Below are 15,138 nucleotides of genomic sequence, written 5' to 3'. Positions count from 1 at the left end.
TTGAAGCCGTTGTCCCAGTAGGCCAGGCCCTTGATGCCGCGCGGCTCCAGCTTGTCCAGCAGTTGCTGGCCGACCGGGCCCTTGGTGACCCTGTGCAGGGCTTCGTAGCCATTGAAGATGTAGGGCAGGTCGAAGACCTCGAACTCGCGCACGCCCAGCGGACCGAACTTCGACAGCGAGGGCGCCAGCATCTGCACCGCGCCCAGCTGCAGCGCCTCCACTTCCTCCTTGTCCTTGTACAGCGTGCTGTTGGGATACACCTCGATCCTGACCGCGCCATTGGTGTATTTCTCGGCCAGCTCCTTGAACTTGTCGGCCCCCTTGCCCTTGGGCGTGTCCTGCGCGACGACGTGGCTGAACTTGATGACGATCGGCTCGGCGGCGACGGCAAGCGTCGACAAGGGTGCCAGCGCCAGCGTCAGCGCGCCGCCGATCAGGGTACGGCGAAGATGGGAAAATTTGCTCATGGTCTCCTCCTGCTTGTTGTAAGAACGACTGCAAAAAAACGACTGATCAAAGGCCGAAGGTGGCGGCGACGGCCAGCACACGCTCGGCCCGCGCGATGACGGGAGCATCGATCATCCGCCCCTCGACCACCGCGGCGCCCCCGCCCGCGGCCGCCGCGGCCTGCTGCACCGCGCGCGCCCACTGGATCTCGCTGGCAGAGGGGGTGAATGCGGCGGCGGCCGCCTGCACCTGGCTGGGATGGATCAGCAACTGCCCGCCGAAGCCGTGCCGGCGCGCGCGCGTGGCATAGCGCTGCAGCGCCTGGGCATCGCCGATCACGGTGAACACGCCATCCACCGGCGCCGGCAGGCCGGCGCGCTGGCTGGCGAGCACCAGCATCGCGCGCCAGGGCAGGAAGACGAGCTCCTCGGGATCGGCTTCGTCCGGCACCAGGTCCAGCTCGACGGCGAGGTCGAGCTTGCCGAACACCAGGCGGGCACAGCCTTCGGCGCCGGCGATCTCGCGCAGCGCATCCAGCCCGACCGCGGTTTCGATGATCGCCAGCACCGGCTTGGCGCTGCTGGCATGGGCATGCCGCAGCTGGGCGGCGCTGTCGGCCTTCGGCAGCATCACCCCGGCCACGCCCGCATGGCGGCAGGCCTGCAGGTCGTCCTCGTGCCAGGCCGTGCCGGCGGCGTTGATGCGCACCACCACCGCTGCATTCGGGTTGGCATCCAGCCAGGCCACCAGTGCCTGGCGGGCAGCCGGCTTGTCGGCGGGCGCGACTGCGTCCTCCAGATCGACGATGACGACGTCGGTACCGGTGGCGAAGGCCTTGGCGATGCGCTCCGGACGGCTCGCCGGCACGAACAGGAAGGTCCGTGCCCGCGCCAGATCGAGTTTTTCTTCCATCACACCACCTTCCTTGCATGCAGCTCGGCGGCCCGGTCGCCGTAGCCGAGTTCGTCGAGGATCGCGTCGGTATGGGCGCCGAGCGCGGGCACCGGGTCCATGCGCGCCGGATGGTCGCCGCCCATGCCGGGCGGCTGCAGCGCGGGCAGCGGGCCGGCCGGCGAATCCACCGTGGTCCAGCGCTGGCGCGCCTGCAGCTGGGGGTGGGCCCAGATGTCGTTCATGGTGTTGACGTTGGCATTGGCGATGCCTGCCGCATCGAGCCTGGCAAGAACTTCCTCGGCGCTGAGACTGGCAAAGGCCTGCTCGATCACGGCGCGGAGCGCTTCGCGGTTGGCCACGCGCTGCGCATTGCTGGCAAAGCGCGCGTCGGCCGCGGTCGCGGCATCCCCCAGCACCTTGTCGCAGAACACCGCCCATTCGCGCTCGTTCTGCAGGCCGAGCATCACGGTGCGGCCGTCTCCCGAGCGGAACGGGCCGTAGGGATAGATCGTGGCGTGCGCCGCGCCGCAGCGCCGGGGTGGCTCCTGGCCGTTGTAGGCGTAGTACATCGGGAAGCCCATCAGCTCGACCATCGCATCGATCATCGCGATCTCGATGCGGCGGCCGCGGCCGGTCCTGCCGCGCTGGATCAGGGCGCCGAGGATGTTGGTGTAGGCGTACATGCCGGCGGCGATGTCGGCGATCGAGATGCCGGCCTTGGCCTGTTCCTCGGGCGTGCCGGTGATCGACAGGAAGCCCGACTCGCTCTGGATCAGCAGGTCGTAGGCCTTCTTCTCGGTGTAGGGGCCGCCTTCACCATAGCCGGAGATGTCGCAGACGATCAGGCCCGGGTTGTTCGGCGACAGCGCCTCGTAGGACAGGCCCAGGCGCGCAGCCGCGCCGGGCGCGAGGTTCTGCACCAGCACATCGGCCTTGGCCAGCAGCTTGTGCAGGATCTCCTGCGCCTCGGGCTGCTTGACGTCCAGCGTCAGGCTTTCCTTGGAGCGGTTGGCCCAGACGAAGTACGAGGCCTGGCCATCGACGCGGTGGTCGTAGGCGCGGGCGAAGTCGCCGACGCCAGGGCGCTCGACCTTGATCACGCGGGCGCCGAGATCGGCCAGATGGCGGGTGGCGAAGGGCGCGGCGACGGCGTGCTCGAGCGAGACGACGGTCACGCCTTCGAGCGGCAGCGAGCCCGCTTGCGGTTTGGGGGTATCGGTTATGGTCGCAGTCATGGTCCCACTCTCAGGAAGATGGAAGAAGCGCGCCGATGCGGGGCGCGGTACGCAGTTGCCACACGCGCCCGATCAGGGCGTCGATCTCGGCCCGGCCGGCGGCGCCGGAGAAGGCCGCCAGGCGCCGCGCCTTGTCGGCGAGCTCGGCGCGCGACAAGGTGTTGCCCGGATCGCCCTTGGGCTCGTCGATCGCCCCCTGGAAGCAGGCGCCCGATCTGGTCCTGACCTCGACCCGGCCCAGCCAGCGCTTGGGGTAGGCGGCATCGACCTCGTCGTCGAGCGTCATGCCGACCTTGTCGCGGAAGGCGGCGACCGCCGGGTCGGTCAGCGCGTGGTCGCGGAAGCTCTCGAGACCGGCATCGCCATGCACCGCGAGCAGGCCCAGCACCGTGCCCATCGAGAACTTGGCCTGATGCACGGTCGTCGGCACATCGACGACGCCGAGCACGTCGATCGCGCCCTTGTGCACCCGGGTCAGCACCGCTTCGATGTCGTCGGCAGCGAGCCCTTCGCGCTGCATCACGGCCTGCAGCGCATCCGCCGCCGGGTGGGTATGGCGGCAGGAGGCATGGAACTTGAACGAGGTTTCGAGCAAGGCCCAGCGGCTGCCGAGCCGGTCGCCCAGGCGTGCCGGATCGGCATCGGAGGACATGCCGGCGGCCATGCCTTTTTCGCCGTCGAGGATGCGCCGCGCCGCGGTGACGCCATCGCGCGCCAGATAGGCGGCCGCCAGCCCGCTGGCCGCCGCGTGCGCGGTATGGAGCTGCTTGGAATCGGCGGCGTCGCGCAGGAATTCCCACAGCCCCGCCGCCTGGGTGCCGGCCGAGCCGATGGCGTTGCGCATCTGCTCCGGCGACAGCTTCAGCACGTGCCCGGCGGCAACGGCGGCCGCCAGCGTGCCGACCGTGGCGGTGGTGTGGAAGATGCGGTAGTGCGAACGGCCGAGGAATTCGCCGATGCGGATGCCCGCCTCGTAGCCGGCCACGCAGGCGGCGATGAACTCCTCGCCCGAGGCGCCCGCGTCCTGCGCCGCCGCCAGCGCAGCGGGAAACACCACCGTCGCCGGATGCAGCACCGAACTGTTGTGCAGGTCGTCCTGCTCCACCAGGTGCGAGGACGCCGCATTCACCCAGGCGGCGAAGTAGGGCGAAGTCCGGCCGCGGCTGGCCAGCACTTCCGCCGGCCCGTCGGCCGGGCCCATGGCGCGGGCAAAGGCTTCGAACTGCGGCAGCGGATGCATGCCTTTCGCCGCCAGCGCCGAGGCGATCCAGTCGAGGAACAGTTCTTCGCAGCGTTCCACCACCGGCATGGGCAACTGCTCGTAGCGCAGGCCGGCGACGAAGGCGCACAGTGCGTCGGCGGGCGTGTTCTGATCGATCATCGCGAACTCCCTGGCCGGACTCAGAACGAACGCGGCAGCCCGAGCAGGTGCTCGGCGACGTAGGAGAAGATCAGGTTGGTCGAGATCGGCGCCACCTGGTACAGGCGGGTCTCGCGGAACTTGCGCTCGATGTCGTACTCGTTGGCGAAGCCGAAGCCGCCGTGGGTCTGCATGCAGACGTTGGCCGCTTCCCACGAGGCCTTGGCGGCGAGGTACTTGGCCATGTTGGCCTGGGCGCCGCAGGGCTGGTGGGCGTCGAACAGCTCGCAGGCCTTGAAGCGCATCAGGTTGGCGGCCTCGATCTCGATGAAGGCGTCGGCGATCGGGAACTGCACGCCCTGGTTCTTGCCGATCGGGCGGTCGAAGACGACGCGGTCGTTGGCGTACTTCACCGCGCGCTCGATGAACCAGTAGCCGTCGCCGATGCATTCGGCGGCGATCAGCGTGCGCTCGGCGTTCAGGCCGTCGAGGATGTACTTGAAGCCCTTGCCCTCTTCGCCGATCAGGTTTTCCTCGGGGATTTCGAGGTTGTCGAAGAACAGCTCGTTGGTCTCGTGGTTGACCAGGTTGGGGATCGGCCTGACGGTCAGGCCCTTGCCGACGGCGTCCTTCAGCTCGACGATGAAGATCGACATGCCTTCGGACTTCTTCTTCACCTCGGCCAGCGGCGTGGTGCGCGCCAGCAGGATCATCAGGTCCGAGTGCTGCACGCGGGAGATCCACACCTTCTGGCCATTGACCACGTAGCGGCCGTCCTTCTTCACCGCCACGGTCTTGATCTTGGTGGTGTCGGTGCCGGTGGTCGGCTCGGTGACCGCCATCGACTGGATGCGCAGCTTGCCGGCGGCGATGTCCGGCAGGTACTTCTCCTTCTGCGCCTTGCTGCCGTTGCGCAGCAGCGTGCCCATGTTGTACATCTGGCCATGCACCGCGCCGGAGTTGCCGCCCGAGCGGTTGATCTCTTCCATGATCACCGAGGCCGCGGTGAGGCCGAGGCCGGAGCCGCCGTATTCCTCCGGAATCATCGCCGACAGCCAGCCGGCGCCGATCAGGGCATCGACGAAGGCTTCGGGGTAGCCGCGCTGCTCGTCGATCTTGCGGAAGTATTCGTCGGGAAATTCCGCGCACAGGCTGCGGACGGCGTCGCGGATGTCCTGGTGCTGGTCGGGGGCGTTCATGACGGACATGGTTGTCTCCTGTGGTGGTAAGCGGGGGAATCGCGGCCAAGGCGCACCCCTGCGCTTCGCTGTCGAAGCGCATCGGTCGGTGAAGCGGAAGTGGAAGAGAAGCGGCCTACTCGAAGCCGACGGCGGCCTTCATCGTCAGGCGCCCGTTCTCGTCGGTCCAGAGCTCGGCGCCATCGGGCCCGGTGATGCGGCCGCAGACGTCGAAGCGGTGGATGTCGAACAGCGGCCCGACGGCGCGGAACGAGAAGCGGGTGATGCGCTTGTCCGGGTTGGCCTGGCGGAAAGCCTCGAGCAGCAGGGTCGCCGTCAGCGGGCCGTGCACGATCAGGCCCGGGTAGCCCTCGACCTGGGTCACGTAGGGATGGTCGTAGTGGATGCGGTGGCCGTTGAAGGTCAGCGCCGAATAGCGGAACAGCAGCACCGGGTCGGGATCGATGCTGCGGCGGAAGTCGGCTTGCGCCGGCACCGCTTCGCCCGCCAGCTTGCCGCCGCCGCCGGGCGAGGCGTTGCGATAGACGATGTCGTGCTCTTCGACCACCGCGGCGGCGCCGTCGGCGCCGGAGATGGTGTGCTCGACGGTGACGAACACCAGGTCGCCGCTGCGGCCGCTCTTGCGCTCACAGCTCAGGATTCGGGACACCCGGCGCAGGTTTTCGCCGACGCGCAGGGGCCGCTCGAAGCGCAGCCGCCCGCCCGCCCACATCCGGTTGGGCAGCTCGACCGGCGGCAGAAAACCGCCGCGCCGGGGGTGGCCGTCGGGGCCGATCTCGCTGGCGCGCGCATTGGGCGTGAAATACACCCAGTGCCACAGCGGCGGCAGCGCATCACCGTCGGCGATGGCCGACGGCTCATGGTCGAACGTGGCGGCCAGCGCCTGGGCGATGCGCAGATCGACGCGGTCGCTGCGAACTTCCTCCCGCCCCACCCACGCTGCCAGATCGGCGTTCGTGCTGTTGGCCCCAGTCTCCATAAACCCTCCTTTTCGGCGCATATATTTTTCTGCGGGACATGATCCGCCCGGCGCCGGACGATCACAATTCGCCATTCCTTTACCCTGCCTTAACGACAATCGAAGCCCCGAAAGCCCATCGAAGCCATAACATTCGAGGGGATAACGACCGGAACGACGGCATGAACATCGATCTGCGCGATCTGACCCTTTTCAGTCTCATCGCCGAAACCAAGAGCCTGACGAAGGCCGCGGAACGCAATTACCTGTCGCTCCCTGCGGTCAGCGCACGCGTCAAGAACCTGGAAGGCAATGCCGGCGTGCGATTGCTGTACCGCACGCCGCGCGGCGTCGCGCTGACGCCGGCCGGCCAGAGCCTGCTGCGGCATGCGCGCACGGTGCTGAGCGAGATCGAGCACATGAAATCGGAGCTGCAGCGCTTCGGCGAAGGGGTGCAGGGCAGCATCCGGATCTTCGCCAACACCACGGCCGTCACCGAGTTCATGCCCGAAGTGCTCGCCACCTTCCTCGCCGCCCATCCCAAGGTCGACGTCAATCTGCAGGAGCGCCCCACTTCGGAAATCATCCGCGGCGTGCTGGACGGCACCACCGACCTGGGCATCACTTCCGGCCCGATCACCGCCGACGGACTCGAACTCCATACCTTCAGCACCGACCGCCTGGTGCTGGCCGTGACCCCGGGACACCCGCTCGAAGCGCTCGACAAGGTCCGCTTCGCTGACATCATCGACTACGACTACATCGGCCTGCACCAGGGCAGCACCCTGCAGGCCTTCGTCGACCAGTTGATGCAGAACGCGCGCAGGCGGCTGCACATCCGGGTCCAGGTGAGCAACTTCGAATCGGTCTGCCGGATGGTCGAAGCCGGCGTCGGCGTCGGCATCGTCCCGGAGTCCGCCGCGCGGCGAAACAGCAAGACCATGGCGATCTCGATCAAGACGCTCGACGAGGACTGGGCGCTGCGCGAGCGCCACGTGCTGTCGCGCTGCGGCGACTCGCTGCCGAGCCATACGCTGGCGCTGATCGAAAGCATCATGGACTACCCCGGCCATGCAGAAAGCCGGGCAGGCATCCTCCCGCCCTCCGGCGGGGCTTCCTGAGCGCCACGCCAGCTCCGGCCCGCGCCGGCTGCGGCACCCCTTCTGCGACACGAAAAAAAAAGCCCGGCGAGCCATGCATCGCCGAGCCATAGCTCGCCACGAAAATCCGGAGGAGGGAGAGACGGATTTTCCTGGCGAGGAAAGAAGCGCCGGAGCGGGCCGGGAGCCCGCCCGACGCAACCGGTTGCCGCGCTCAGACGGCGGCGGTCAGTTCCGGCACGACCTCGAACAGATCGCCCACCAGGCCGTAGTCGGCCACCTGGAAGATCGGCGCCTCCGGATCCTTGTTGATCGCCACGATCACCTTCGAGTCCTTCATCCCCGCCAGGTGCTGGATCGCCCCCGAGATGCCCACCGCGATGTACAGCTGCGGCGCAACGATCTTGCCCGTCTGGCCCACCTGGTAGTCGTTCGGCACATAGCCCGCATCGACCGCCGCACGGCTCGCGCCCAGCGCCGCCCCCAGCTTGTCCGCCAGCGGCTCGAGCAGCTTGTGGTAGTTCTCCCCGCTGCCCACGCCCCGGCCGCCCGAGACAATGACCTTGGCCGCACCCAGCTCCGGGCGCTCGCTCTTGGTCAGCTCGCGGCTGACCAGCGCCGCCACGCCCAGGTCGGCCCCCGCGGCCAGCGCTTCGACCGGGGCGGCACCGCCTTCTGCGGCCGCATCGAAGGCGGTGGTGCGCACCGTGACGACCTTGACCGCGTCGGCGCTCTTGACCGTCGCCAGCGCGTTGCCGGCGTAGATCGGGCGCACGAAGGTGTCGGCGCTTTCGATGGCGACGATGTCGCTGATCTGCGCCACGTCCAGCAGCGCCGCCACCCGCGGCAGCATGTTCTTGCCGTTCGGCGTCGCCGGCGCCAGCACGTGGCTGTAGTTCGGCGCGAGGCCCTTGACCAGCTCGGCGACGTTCTCGGCCGTCTGCGCTTCGTAGTGCGCGGCATCGCATACCAGCACCTTGGCCACGCCGGCGATCTTCGCCGCCGCCTCGGCCGCCGCGCCGCAGCCGGCACCGGCCACCAGCACGTGGATGTCGCCGCCCAGCTTGGCCGCCGCGGTCACGGTGTTGAGCGTAGCGGCCTTGAGCGATTGGTTGTCGTGTTCGGCAATGACGAGAATGGCCATGTTCAGATCACCTTCGCAACGTTCTTGAGTTTGTCGACCAGCTGGGCGACGTCCGCCACCCGCTCTCCCGCGCTGCGCTTGGGCGGCTCGGCCACTTTCAGCGTCTGCAGCCGCGGCGCCACATCCACGCCCAGCTCTTCGGGCTTCAGCGTGTCGAGCGGCTTCTTCTTCGCCTTCATGATGTTGGGCAGCGTCGCATAGCGCGGCTCGTTGAGCCGCAGGTCCGTCGTCACCACCGCCGGCAGCGAAATCGACAGCGTCTCCAGCCCGCCGTCGATCTCGCGCGTGACCTGCGCCTTGCCGTCGGCGATCACCAGCTTCGAGGCAAAGGTCGCCTGCGGCCAGCCCGCCAGCGCCGCCAGCATCTGGCCGGTCTGGTTGGCGTCGTCGTCGATCGCCTGCTTGCCGCCGATCACCAGCGTCGGCTGCTCACGCTCGGCCACCGCCTTCAGCAGCTTGGCCACCGCCAGCGGCTGCAGCTCGGCATCGGTCTCGACCAGGATCGCACGGTCGGCACCGATCGCCAGCGCCGCGCGCAGCGTCTCCTGGCACGCGCCCACGCCGCAGCTCACCGCCACCACCTCGGTGGCCACGCCCGCTTCCTTCAGCCGAACCGCCTCTTCCACCGCAATCTCGTCGAACGGGTTCATGCTCATCTTGACGTTCGCTATATCCACGCCGCTGCCGTCAGCCTTGACGCGAACCTTCACGTTGTAGTCGACAACGCGTTTCACGGGTACCAGGATCTTCAATGTCATCCTCCTTGTTTTGGCGTCCGGGCATGTGTCCCGAACGGAAGCAGTTTAGTTTTATCGCGCCGGCGGCAGATTCATCATTTCCGAACTCTCGCTTCAGCAGGCTCGAAGCGGCGATCTGCCCCGGCAACGGCGAAGACGGGTTTCACGCCCCCTGGCGCGTCACCTCGGCCGACAGCAGATAGCCGTCGCCCCAGGCGGTACGCAGCAGGCGCGGGCGGCGCGGATCTTCCTCGATCTTCTTGCGCAGACGGCTGACCTGGGTGTCGATGCTGCGGTCGAAGGCGCCGTGTTCGTCGCGGTGGGTGAGATCGAGCAGGCGTTCGCGGCTCAGCACGGTGTTGGGATGCTCGGCCAGGGCGAGCAGCAGGCGGAACTCGACCGCGCTCAACTCGACGATGCGGCCGTTCCGATGCGACAGCGCGCGCTGGCCGATATCCAGCGTCCAGGCCTCGAAGCTCAGATAGCGCGCCTCGCCCATCACTGCAGGCGCAGCGGCCTCCGCACTACGCATCGTATTGCGCATCCGGCGCAGCACGGTCTTGATGCGGGCGACGAGTTCGCGCGGATCGAAGGGCTTGATGATGTAGTCGTCGGCCCCCAGCTCCAGCGCCGCCACACAGTCGGCCGGATCGGCCAGCACCGACAGCAGGATGACCGGCAGCTTCAGGTGTTCGTACAGGTAGCGGCACAGCGACAGCCCGTCCTCGTCCGGCAGCATGACCTCGGCGAGCGCCAGGTCGAAACGCTCGCGCGCCAGCAGGCTGCGACCGCTGCCCGCATCGGCGGCGGTGCTCACCTCCATGCCGTAGCGGCTCAGATAGGTGGTCAGCGAAGCGCGGATTTCGGGGTCGTCATCGATGAGCAGGATGCGGGGAGCGTCGGTCGGCACGATGATTCATCCGGAATGCCGCGCCACGGCCGGTTGCGGGTGAGCGCGGACGAGCGGGGAAATGGGGTTGTTCATGGGTATTCGCGGATAGCTTGCCCGACACCCTGCCCTCGGCCAGGCGTCCCATCGTGAAATGGCACGGGCATGCCACACATTTTCCATATTTCGACAAACAATTACAATTGTTAATGATTATGATTCTTATTTTATTGCTCATCCAAACACGCGATTCTACCTGCAGTCATGCCGGTGGCGTTGCCGTGCGACGTTTTTTAACTCCTGCCCGACGAGAACAACGATGCCTCGCTCTTCCTCCAGCCCTCTCACCTCGCACCGCCTCAGGCCACTGGTCGCGGCCATCGGCCTCGCCTGCCTGCCCGCGCACAGCGCATTCGCCCAAGACGCCACGCTCGCCGAGGTACAGGTGCTTGGAACCGCCGAAGAACAACTGCGCCAGGCACCCGGCGTTTCCGTTATCACCGAGGAAGACATCGCCGAGCGGCCGCCGGCCAACGACCTGTCCGAACTGATCCGCACCATGCCCGGCGTCAACCTGACGGGCAACAGCTCGTCCGGCGCCTATGGCAACAACCGCCAGATCGACCTGCGCGGCATGGGGCCGGAAAACACCATGATCCTGATCGACGGCAAGCCGGTCAGCTCGCGCAACTCGGTGCGCATGGGCCGCAACGGCGAGCGCAACACGCGCGGCGACTCCAACTGGGTGCCTGCCAGCGCCGTCGAGCGCATCGAGGTGCTGCGTGGCCCCGCCGCCGCGCGCTATGGCTCCGGCGCCGCCGGCGGCGTGATCAACATCATCACCAAGCGCCCGAGCGACACGCTCAGCGGCTCGGTCACCGCCTACACCCTGGTGCCGCAGGACAAGGACTTCTCCAGCACCCAGCGCCTCGGTTTCAACCTCGCCGGCCCGCTGGCCGAGAAGTTCTCCTTCCGCCTGTACGGCAACGTCGCCAAGACCGACGCCGACGAACCCGACCTCAACGCCTCGGTCGTGGATCCCGACGCGACACCGCCCGCCGGGCGCGAAGGCGTGCGCAACCGCGACATCAACGGCCTGCTGCGCTGGGACCTGACCGCAGGCCACGTGCTCGAATTCGAGGCCGGCTTCTCCCGCCAGGGCAACATCTACACGGGCGACCGCCTGTTCGACGGCAGCAACGCCGCGATGCAGGAGCTGGCCAACTCCGGCGCCGAAACCAACACCATGTACCGCCGCACCGGCAGCGTCACCCACCGCGGCGACTATGGCGAAGGCCGCACCTCGCGCGTCACGCTGGCCTACGAAGGCACGACCAACCGCCGCCTGAACGAAGGCCTGGCGGGCGGCGGCGAAGGCTCGATCGGCGCCAACGCCCAAGCTTCCGAAAACCAGCTCGACCAATACTTCCTGAACGGCGAATTCAACACGCCGCTGGAGATCGGCGGCATCCGGCAGATGCTGACCGCCGGCTTCGAATACCGCAAGGAGAAGCTCGAAGACCCCTACGCCACCACTCGCGGCCAGACCATCAACAACAACCCGACGGCGATCAGCAAATCCGACTCGCGGGCCGTGTTCGTCGAGAACAACATCGCCCTGGGCAACTGGGTGGTCACACCCGGCCTGCGCCTGGACGACCACGACAAGTTCGGCCTCAACTGGAGTCCCAGCCTGAACGCATCGTGGGAAGTCACCCCCGAAATCACCGTCAAGGGCGGCATCGCGCGCGTGTTCAAGGCGCCCAACCTCTACCAGTCCAACCCCAACTACCTGTACGTGACCGGCGGCAACGGCTGCCCCTACCTGCCCGACGGCACCCGCGTGCAAGGCCCCTGCTACATCTTCGGCAACGAGGATCTCGACCCCGAGATCAGCATCAACAAGGAACTGGGCGTGGCCTGGAACCGTGCCGGCTGGGGCGCGGGCCTGACCTATTTCCACAACGACTACAAGAACAAGATCATCGCCGACATGGGCGACCAGGACATCCCCGACTTCATCGACATCGGTGGCTCGCTGGCACGCCCCTTCCAGTGGGTCAACACCGGCAAGGCCATCATCCGCGGCTTCGAGGGCAACCTGGACATCCCGCTGTCGAGCGATCTCGGCCGCAGCCTGATGCTGCGCAACAACTTCACCTACATGATCGAAAGCAAGAACAAGAACACCGGCCAGCCGCTGTCGGTGATTCCCCGCTACACGATCAACAGCATGCTGGACTGGCAGGCCACGGAGAAACTCTCGGTGCTCGCCACCGCCACCTTCTACGGCAAGCAGGAGCCACGTGACCGCAACCCGGCCAACAACACCACCGTCACCGGCGACGGCCTGAAGGTGCGCGGCGCTTACGCGCTGTACGGTCTCAGCGCGGGCTACCAGTTCAACAAGACCTTCAACCTGCGCGCAGGCGTCAATAACCTGTTCGACAAGCGCCTCTATCGCGCATCGTCGGGCTCCGGCCAAGGCGCCAACACCTACAACGAGCCCGGCCGCAGCTTTTACGCGACGCTGACCGCTTCGTTCTGAAGCGGCACGGCAAACCCGATCCGCCTTGCACCGTCTCGGTGCCCGGTTTTCGCCGGGCCCGATTTTCATCGTGCTGCCGACCTGTGGTCGGACATCCCGCCCAACGAACGGCCGTGGCGATATCGACGAGCGGACATGGAAAGCGCCTGGCCGGGGCGCCTCGGCCCTGCAGGAATGTCAAGCCAGCCTGACACAGTTTTGACGCATTTAGACAAAATATGAAAATAATGAATGGATATGATTCTCATTATTTTGTTTATCCACCAGCACGATTCCGGCTGCAGCCATGCAAGCAGAATCGGTGCCCGGCACTTTCTTCAATCCTGCCCCACGAGAATACGATGCGCCGCACTTCTCCCAGTCCCTTCACCACGTTTCGTCTCAAGCCGCTGGTCGCGGCCATCGGCCTCGTCTGCCTTCCCACGCACGGTGCATTCGCCCAGCAGACGGGAGGAGCCGACGCCACGCTCGCCGAAGTCCAGGTGCTCGGCACCGCCGAGGAAACGCTGAAGCAGGCACCGGGGGTATCCGTCATCACCGCCGAGGACATCGAGAAGCGCCCGCCGGCCAACGACCTGTCCGACATCATCCGCCGCATGCCGGGCGTCAATCTCACCGGCAATGCCGCCAGCGGCGCACGGGGCAACAATCGCCAGATCGACCTGCGCGGCATGGGGCCGGAAAACACCCTGATCCTGATCGACGGCAAGCCGGTCACGTCGCGCAACTCGGTGCGCTACAGCCGCAACGGCGAACGTGACACGCGCGGCGACAGCAACTGGGTGCCGGCCGAGGAAGTCGAGAGCATCGAAGTCATCCGCGGCCCGGCGGCAGCGCGCTACGGCAGCGGCGCGGCCGGCGGCGTGGTCAACATCATCACCAAGGGCATTCCGGAAAAGCTGCGCGGTTCGGTGTCGCTGTACACCAACCAGCCGGAGGATTCCGACGAAGGCGATACCCGGCGCATCAACTTCAACGCCAGCGGCCCGATCAACGACCAGTTCGGTTTCCGCGTCCATGGCAACTACAACAAGACCGATGCCGATGCGCCCGACATCAACCTCGACGAGACCGTCGGCAGCACTGCCGCCGGCCGCGAAGGGGTGAGGAACAAGGACATCAAGACCACGCTGCGCTGGAAGCCGGTGCAGGGTCAGACGATCGACTTCGACTACGGCTATTCCCGCCAGGGCAACATCTACGCCGGCGACACCAACCTCGGCTCGAGCGCCACCGACCCGGGCCAGGCCACCGGCACCAACCCGGCGACCTTCCTCGGCAAGGAAACCAACACCATGACCCGCCGCACCTATGCGATCACGCACAAGGGCGACTGGGCCTTCGGCAAGTCCAGCGGCTACATCCAGTACGAGAACACGCGCAACAGCCGTCTCGGCGAAGGCTCGGCGGGCGGCGGCGAAGGCAACATCAACACCGACCAGAAATTCACCAGCGAGCTCGACAACCTCACCCTCAACGGCCAGGTGGACGTGCCCTTCAAGCTCGGCGTCAACCACGTGCTGACCGCCGGCGCCGAATGGAGCCGCTCGACGCTGGACGATCCGCGCTCGGTGCAGAACGCAGTTTCCGGCGGCATCAACTGGCCCGGCGTCCTTCCCGCCGACCAGCGCGACACCGAATCCAAGGCCACGCTGACCTCGGTCTTCGTCGAGGACAACATCGAGCTCACACAGGACGTCATCCTGACCCCGGGCCTGCGCTTCGACCACCACAGCGAGTTCGGCAACAACTGGAGCCCCTCCCTGAACGCGTCGTGGATGATGACCCCGGAGTTCACCCTGAAGGGCGGTATCGCCCGTGCCTTCAAGGCGCCCAACCTGTACCAGATCAACCCCAACTATCTGTACAACACGATGGGCAACGGCTGCCCGGTAGGCATGACCGGTCCGTGCTACGTGCTGGGCAATCCCGATCTCGATCCGGAGGTCAGCGTCAACAAGGAAATCGGCATCAACTACACCGCCAACGGCTGGAACGCGGGCTTGACCTATTTCCACAACAAGTACAAGAACAAGATCACCTCCGGCGAGATCAACTACAACACCGGTGGGCTCGTCACCGGCTCGGTGCTGAAGTGGGAAAACGCCACCGACGCCACCATCGCCGGTGTCGAAGGCAACCTGCTGATCCCGGTCGCGCACAACATCAACTGGATCAACAACTTCACCTACATGGACAAGCACCACGACAAGAACGGCCAGCCGCTGTCCATCATTCCGAAATACACCGTCAATACGACGATGGACTGGCAGGCCACCGACAAGCTTTCCTTCGTCGTCACCGGCACCTTCTACGGCAAGCAGAAGCCCCGCACCACCAACATCAGCACGGGGGGGGAAGTCACCGGCAATTCGCTGAACGAGCGCGAAGCCTACAGCCTGTGGGGCATCAGCGCCGGCTACGCCTTCAGCAAGACCCTGAAGGGCCGCGTCGGCATCAGCAATCTGTTCGACAAGCGCCTGTACCGCGAAGGCAATGGCAGTTCCGCCGGCGCAAACACCTACAACGAGCCCGGCCGCGCCTATTACGCGACGCTGACGGCCTCGTTCTGAACCGGCAGCCGCAGCGCTCGAGGCGTTGCGCTGTCTCGCGTCCGGCGGGAGCCG

General features: G+C 66.7%; 12 protein-coding genes. 3 read left to right on the top strand and 9 right to left on the bottom strand.

Translation table 11 applies throughout. The features are described 5' to 3' along the window. From dctP to NX068_RS17345, 6 genes are all read right to left on the bottom strand, one after another. Window positions 1-467 (bottom strand): TRAP transporter substrate-binding protein DctP (dctP, locus tag NX068_RS17370; protein WP_263462521.1); only part of this gene is annotated, 467 nt, incomplete at its 3' end. 46 nt (window positions 468-513) lie between these two features. Next, window positions 514-1,359 (bottom strand): HpcH/HpaI aldolase/citrate lyase family protein, encoded by an 846-nt coding sequence (locus tag NX068_RS17365; protein WP_263462520.1) that lies wholly within the window; start codon window positions 1,357-1,359, stop codon window positions 514-516. Beyond that, complete coding sequence (locus NX068_RS17360) at window positions 1,359-2,576, bottom strand: CaiB/BaiF CoA transferase family protein (RefSeq protein ID WP_263462519.1); 1,218 nt, start codon at window positions 2,574-2,576, stop codon at window positions 1,359-1,361. Before NX068_RS17360 ends, NX068_RS17365 begins: the two co-directional genes overlap by 1 nt. Window positions 2,577-2,586: 10 nt before the next feature. After that, window positions 2,587-3,957 (bottom strand): MmgE/PrpD family protein, encoded by a 1,371-nt coding sequence (locus NX068_RS17355; protein WP_263462518.1) that lies wholly within the window; start codon window positions 3,955-3,957, stop codon window positions 2,587-2,589. Between the two features lie 20 nt (window positions 3,958-3,977). Beyond that, entirely contained in the window at window positions 3,978-5,144 is a 1,167-nt protein-coding gene (locus NX068_RS17350) for an acyl-CoA dehydrogenase family protein (protein ID WP_263462517.1), read from the bottom strand. 106 nt (window positions 5,145-5,250) lie between these two features. Beyond that, window positions 5,251-6,114 (bottom strand): HTD2 family dehydratase, encoded by an 864-nt coding sequence (locus tag NX068_RS17345; RefSeq protein ID WP_263462516.1) that lies wholly within the window; start codon window positions 6,112-6,114, stop codon window positions 5,251-5,253. A 161-nt stretch (window positions 6,115-6,275) separates the two neighbouring features. Here NX068_RS17345 and NX068_RS17340 point away from each other — a divergent pair, with 161 nt between their 5' ends. After that, the gene (locus NX068_RS17340; protein ID WP_263462515.1) at window positions 6,276-7,214 is read left to right on the top strand and encodes a LysR family transcriptional regulator; all 939 of its coding nucleotides are present in this window, start codon (window positions 6,276-6,278) and stop codon (window positions 7,212-7,214) included. A gap of 193 nt (window positions 7,215-7,407) precedes the next feature. Here the strand turns inward: NX068_RS17340 and NX068_RS17335 are convergent, their stop codons facing one another. The 3 genes from NX068_RS17335 to NX068_RS17325 form a co-directional block, all read right to left on the bottom strand. After that, a complete protein-coding gene (locus NX068_RS17335) occupies window positions 7,408-8,337 on the bottom strand; it encodes an electron transfer flavoprotein subunit alpha/FixB family protein (protein ID WP_263462514.1) in 930 nt (309 codons plus the stop codon). A 2-nt stretch (window positions 8,338-8,339) separates the two neighbouring features. Further along, the gene (locus NX068_RS17330) at window positions 8,340-9,089 is read right to left on the bottom strand and encodes an electron transfer flavoprotein subunit beta/FixA family protein (RefSeq protein ID WP_263459647.1); all 750 of its coding nucleotides are present in this window, start codon (window positions 9,087-9,089) and stop codon (window positions 8,340-8,342) included. A gap of 148 nt (window positions 9,090-9,237) precedes the next feature. After that, the gene (locus NX068_RS17325) at window positions 9,238-9,984 is read right to left on the bottom strand and encodes a response regulator (protein WP_263462513.1); all 747 of its coding nucleotides are present in this window, start codon (window positions 9,982-9,984) and stop codon (window positions 9,238-9,240) included. A gap of 298 nt (window positions 9,985-10,282) precedes the next feature. On the opposite strand from NX068_RS17325, the gene NX068_RS17320 reads away from it, so the two are divergent. Then, window positions 10,283-12,511, top strand: a complete 2,229-nt coding sequence (locus tag NX068_RS17320) for a FepA family TonB-dependent siderophore receptor (protein ID WP_263462512.1) — start codon at window positions 10,283-10,285, stop codon at window positions 12,509-12,511. 341 nt (window positions 12,512-12,852) lie between these two features. After that, entirely contained in the window at window positions 12,853-15,084 is a 2,232-nt protein-coding gene (locus tag NX068_RS17315; RefSeq protein ID WP_263462511.1) for a FepA family TonB-dependent siderophore receptor, read from the top strand. The last annotated feature ends 54 nt before the right edge of the window (window positions 15,085-15,138 follow it).

It is taken from the genome of Thauera carbonicopians, assembly GCF_025699485.1.
Taxonomy (GTDB): Bacteria; Pseudomonadota; Gammaproteobacteria; order Burkholderiales; family Rhodocyclaceae; genus Thauera.
This window is presented reverse-complemented; position numbering and strand designations above follow the sequence as displayed.

Excerpts from the sequence above, each read along its gene's own strand:
- NX068_RS17345 (WP_263462516.1), bottom strand. The coding sequence starts at position 6,114 with ATGGAGACTGGGGCCAACAGCACGAACGCCGATCTGGCAGCGTGGGTG.
- NX068_RS17350 (WP_263462517.1), bottom strand. The coding sequence starts at position 5,144 with ATGTCCGTCATGAACGCCCCCGACCAGCACCAGGACATCCGCGACGCC.
- NX068_RS17340 (WP_263462515.1), top strand. The coding sequence starts at position 6,276 with ATGAACATCGATCTGCGCGATCTGACCCTTTTCAGTCTCATCGCCGAA.
- NX068_RS17360 (WP_263462519.1), bottom strand. The coding sequence starts at position 2,576 with ATGACTGCGACCATAACCGATACCCCCAAACCGCAAGCGGGCTCGCTG.
- NX068_RS17355 (WP_263462518.1), bottom strand. The coding sequence starts at position 3,957 with ATGATCGATCAGAACACGCCCGCCGACGCACTGTGCGCCTTCGTCGCC.
- NX068_RS17365 (WP_263462520.1), bottom strand. The coding sequence starts at position 1,359 with ATGGAAGAAAAACTCGATCTGGCGCGGGCACGGACCTTCCTGTTCGTG.
- NX068_RS17335 (WP_263462514.1), bottom strand. The coding sequence starts at position 8,337 with ATGGCCATTCTCGTCATTGCCGAACACGACAACCAATCGCTCAAGGCC.
- NX068_RS17315 (WP_263462511.1), top strand. The coding sequence starts at position 12,853 with ATGCGCCGCACTTCTCCCAGTCCCTTCACCACGTTTCGTCTCAAGCCG.
- NX068_RS17320 (WP_263462512.1), top strand. The coding sequence starts at position 10,283 with ATGCCTCGCTCTTCCTCCAGCCCTCTCACCTCGCACCGCCTCAGGCCA.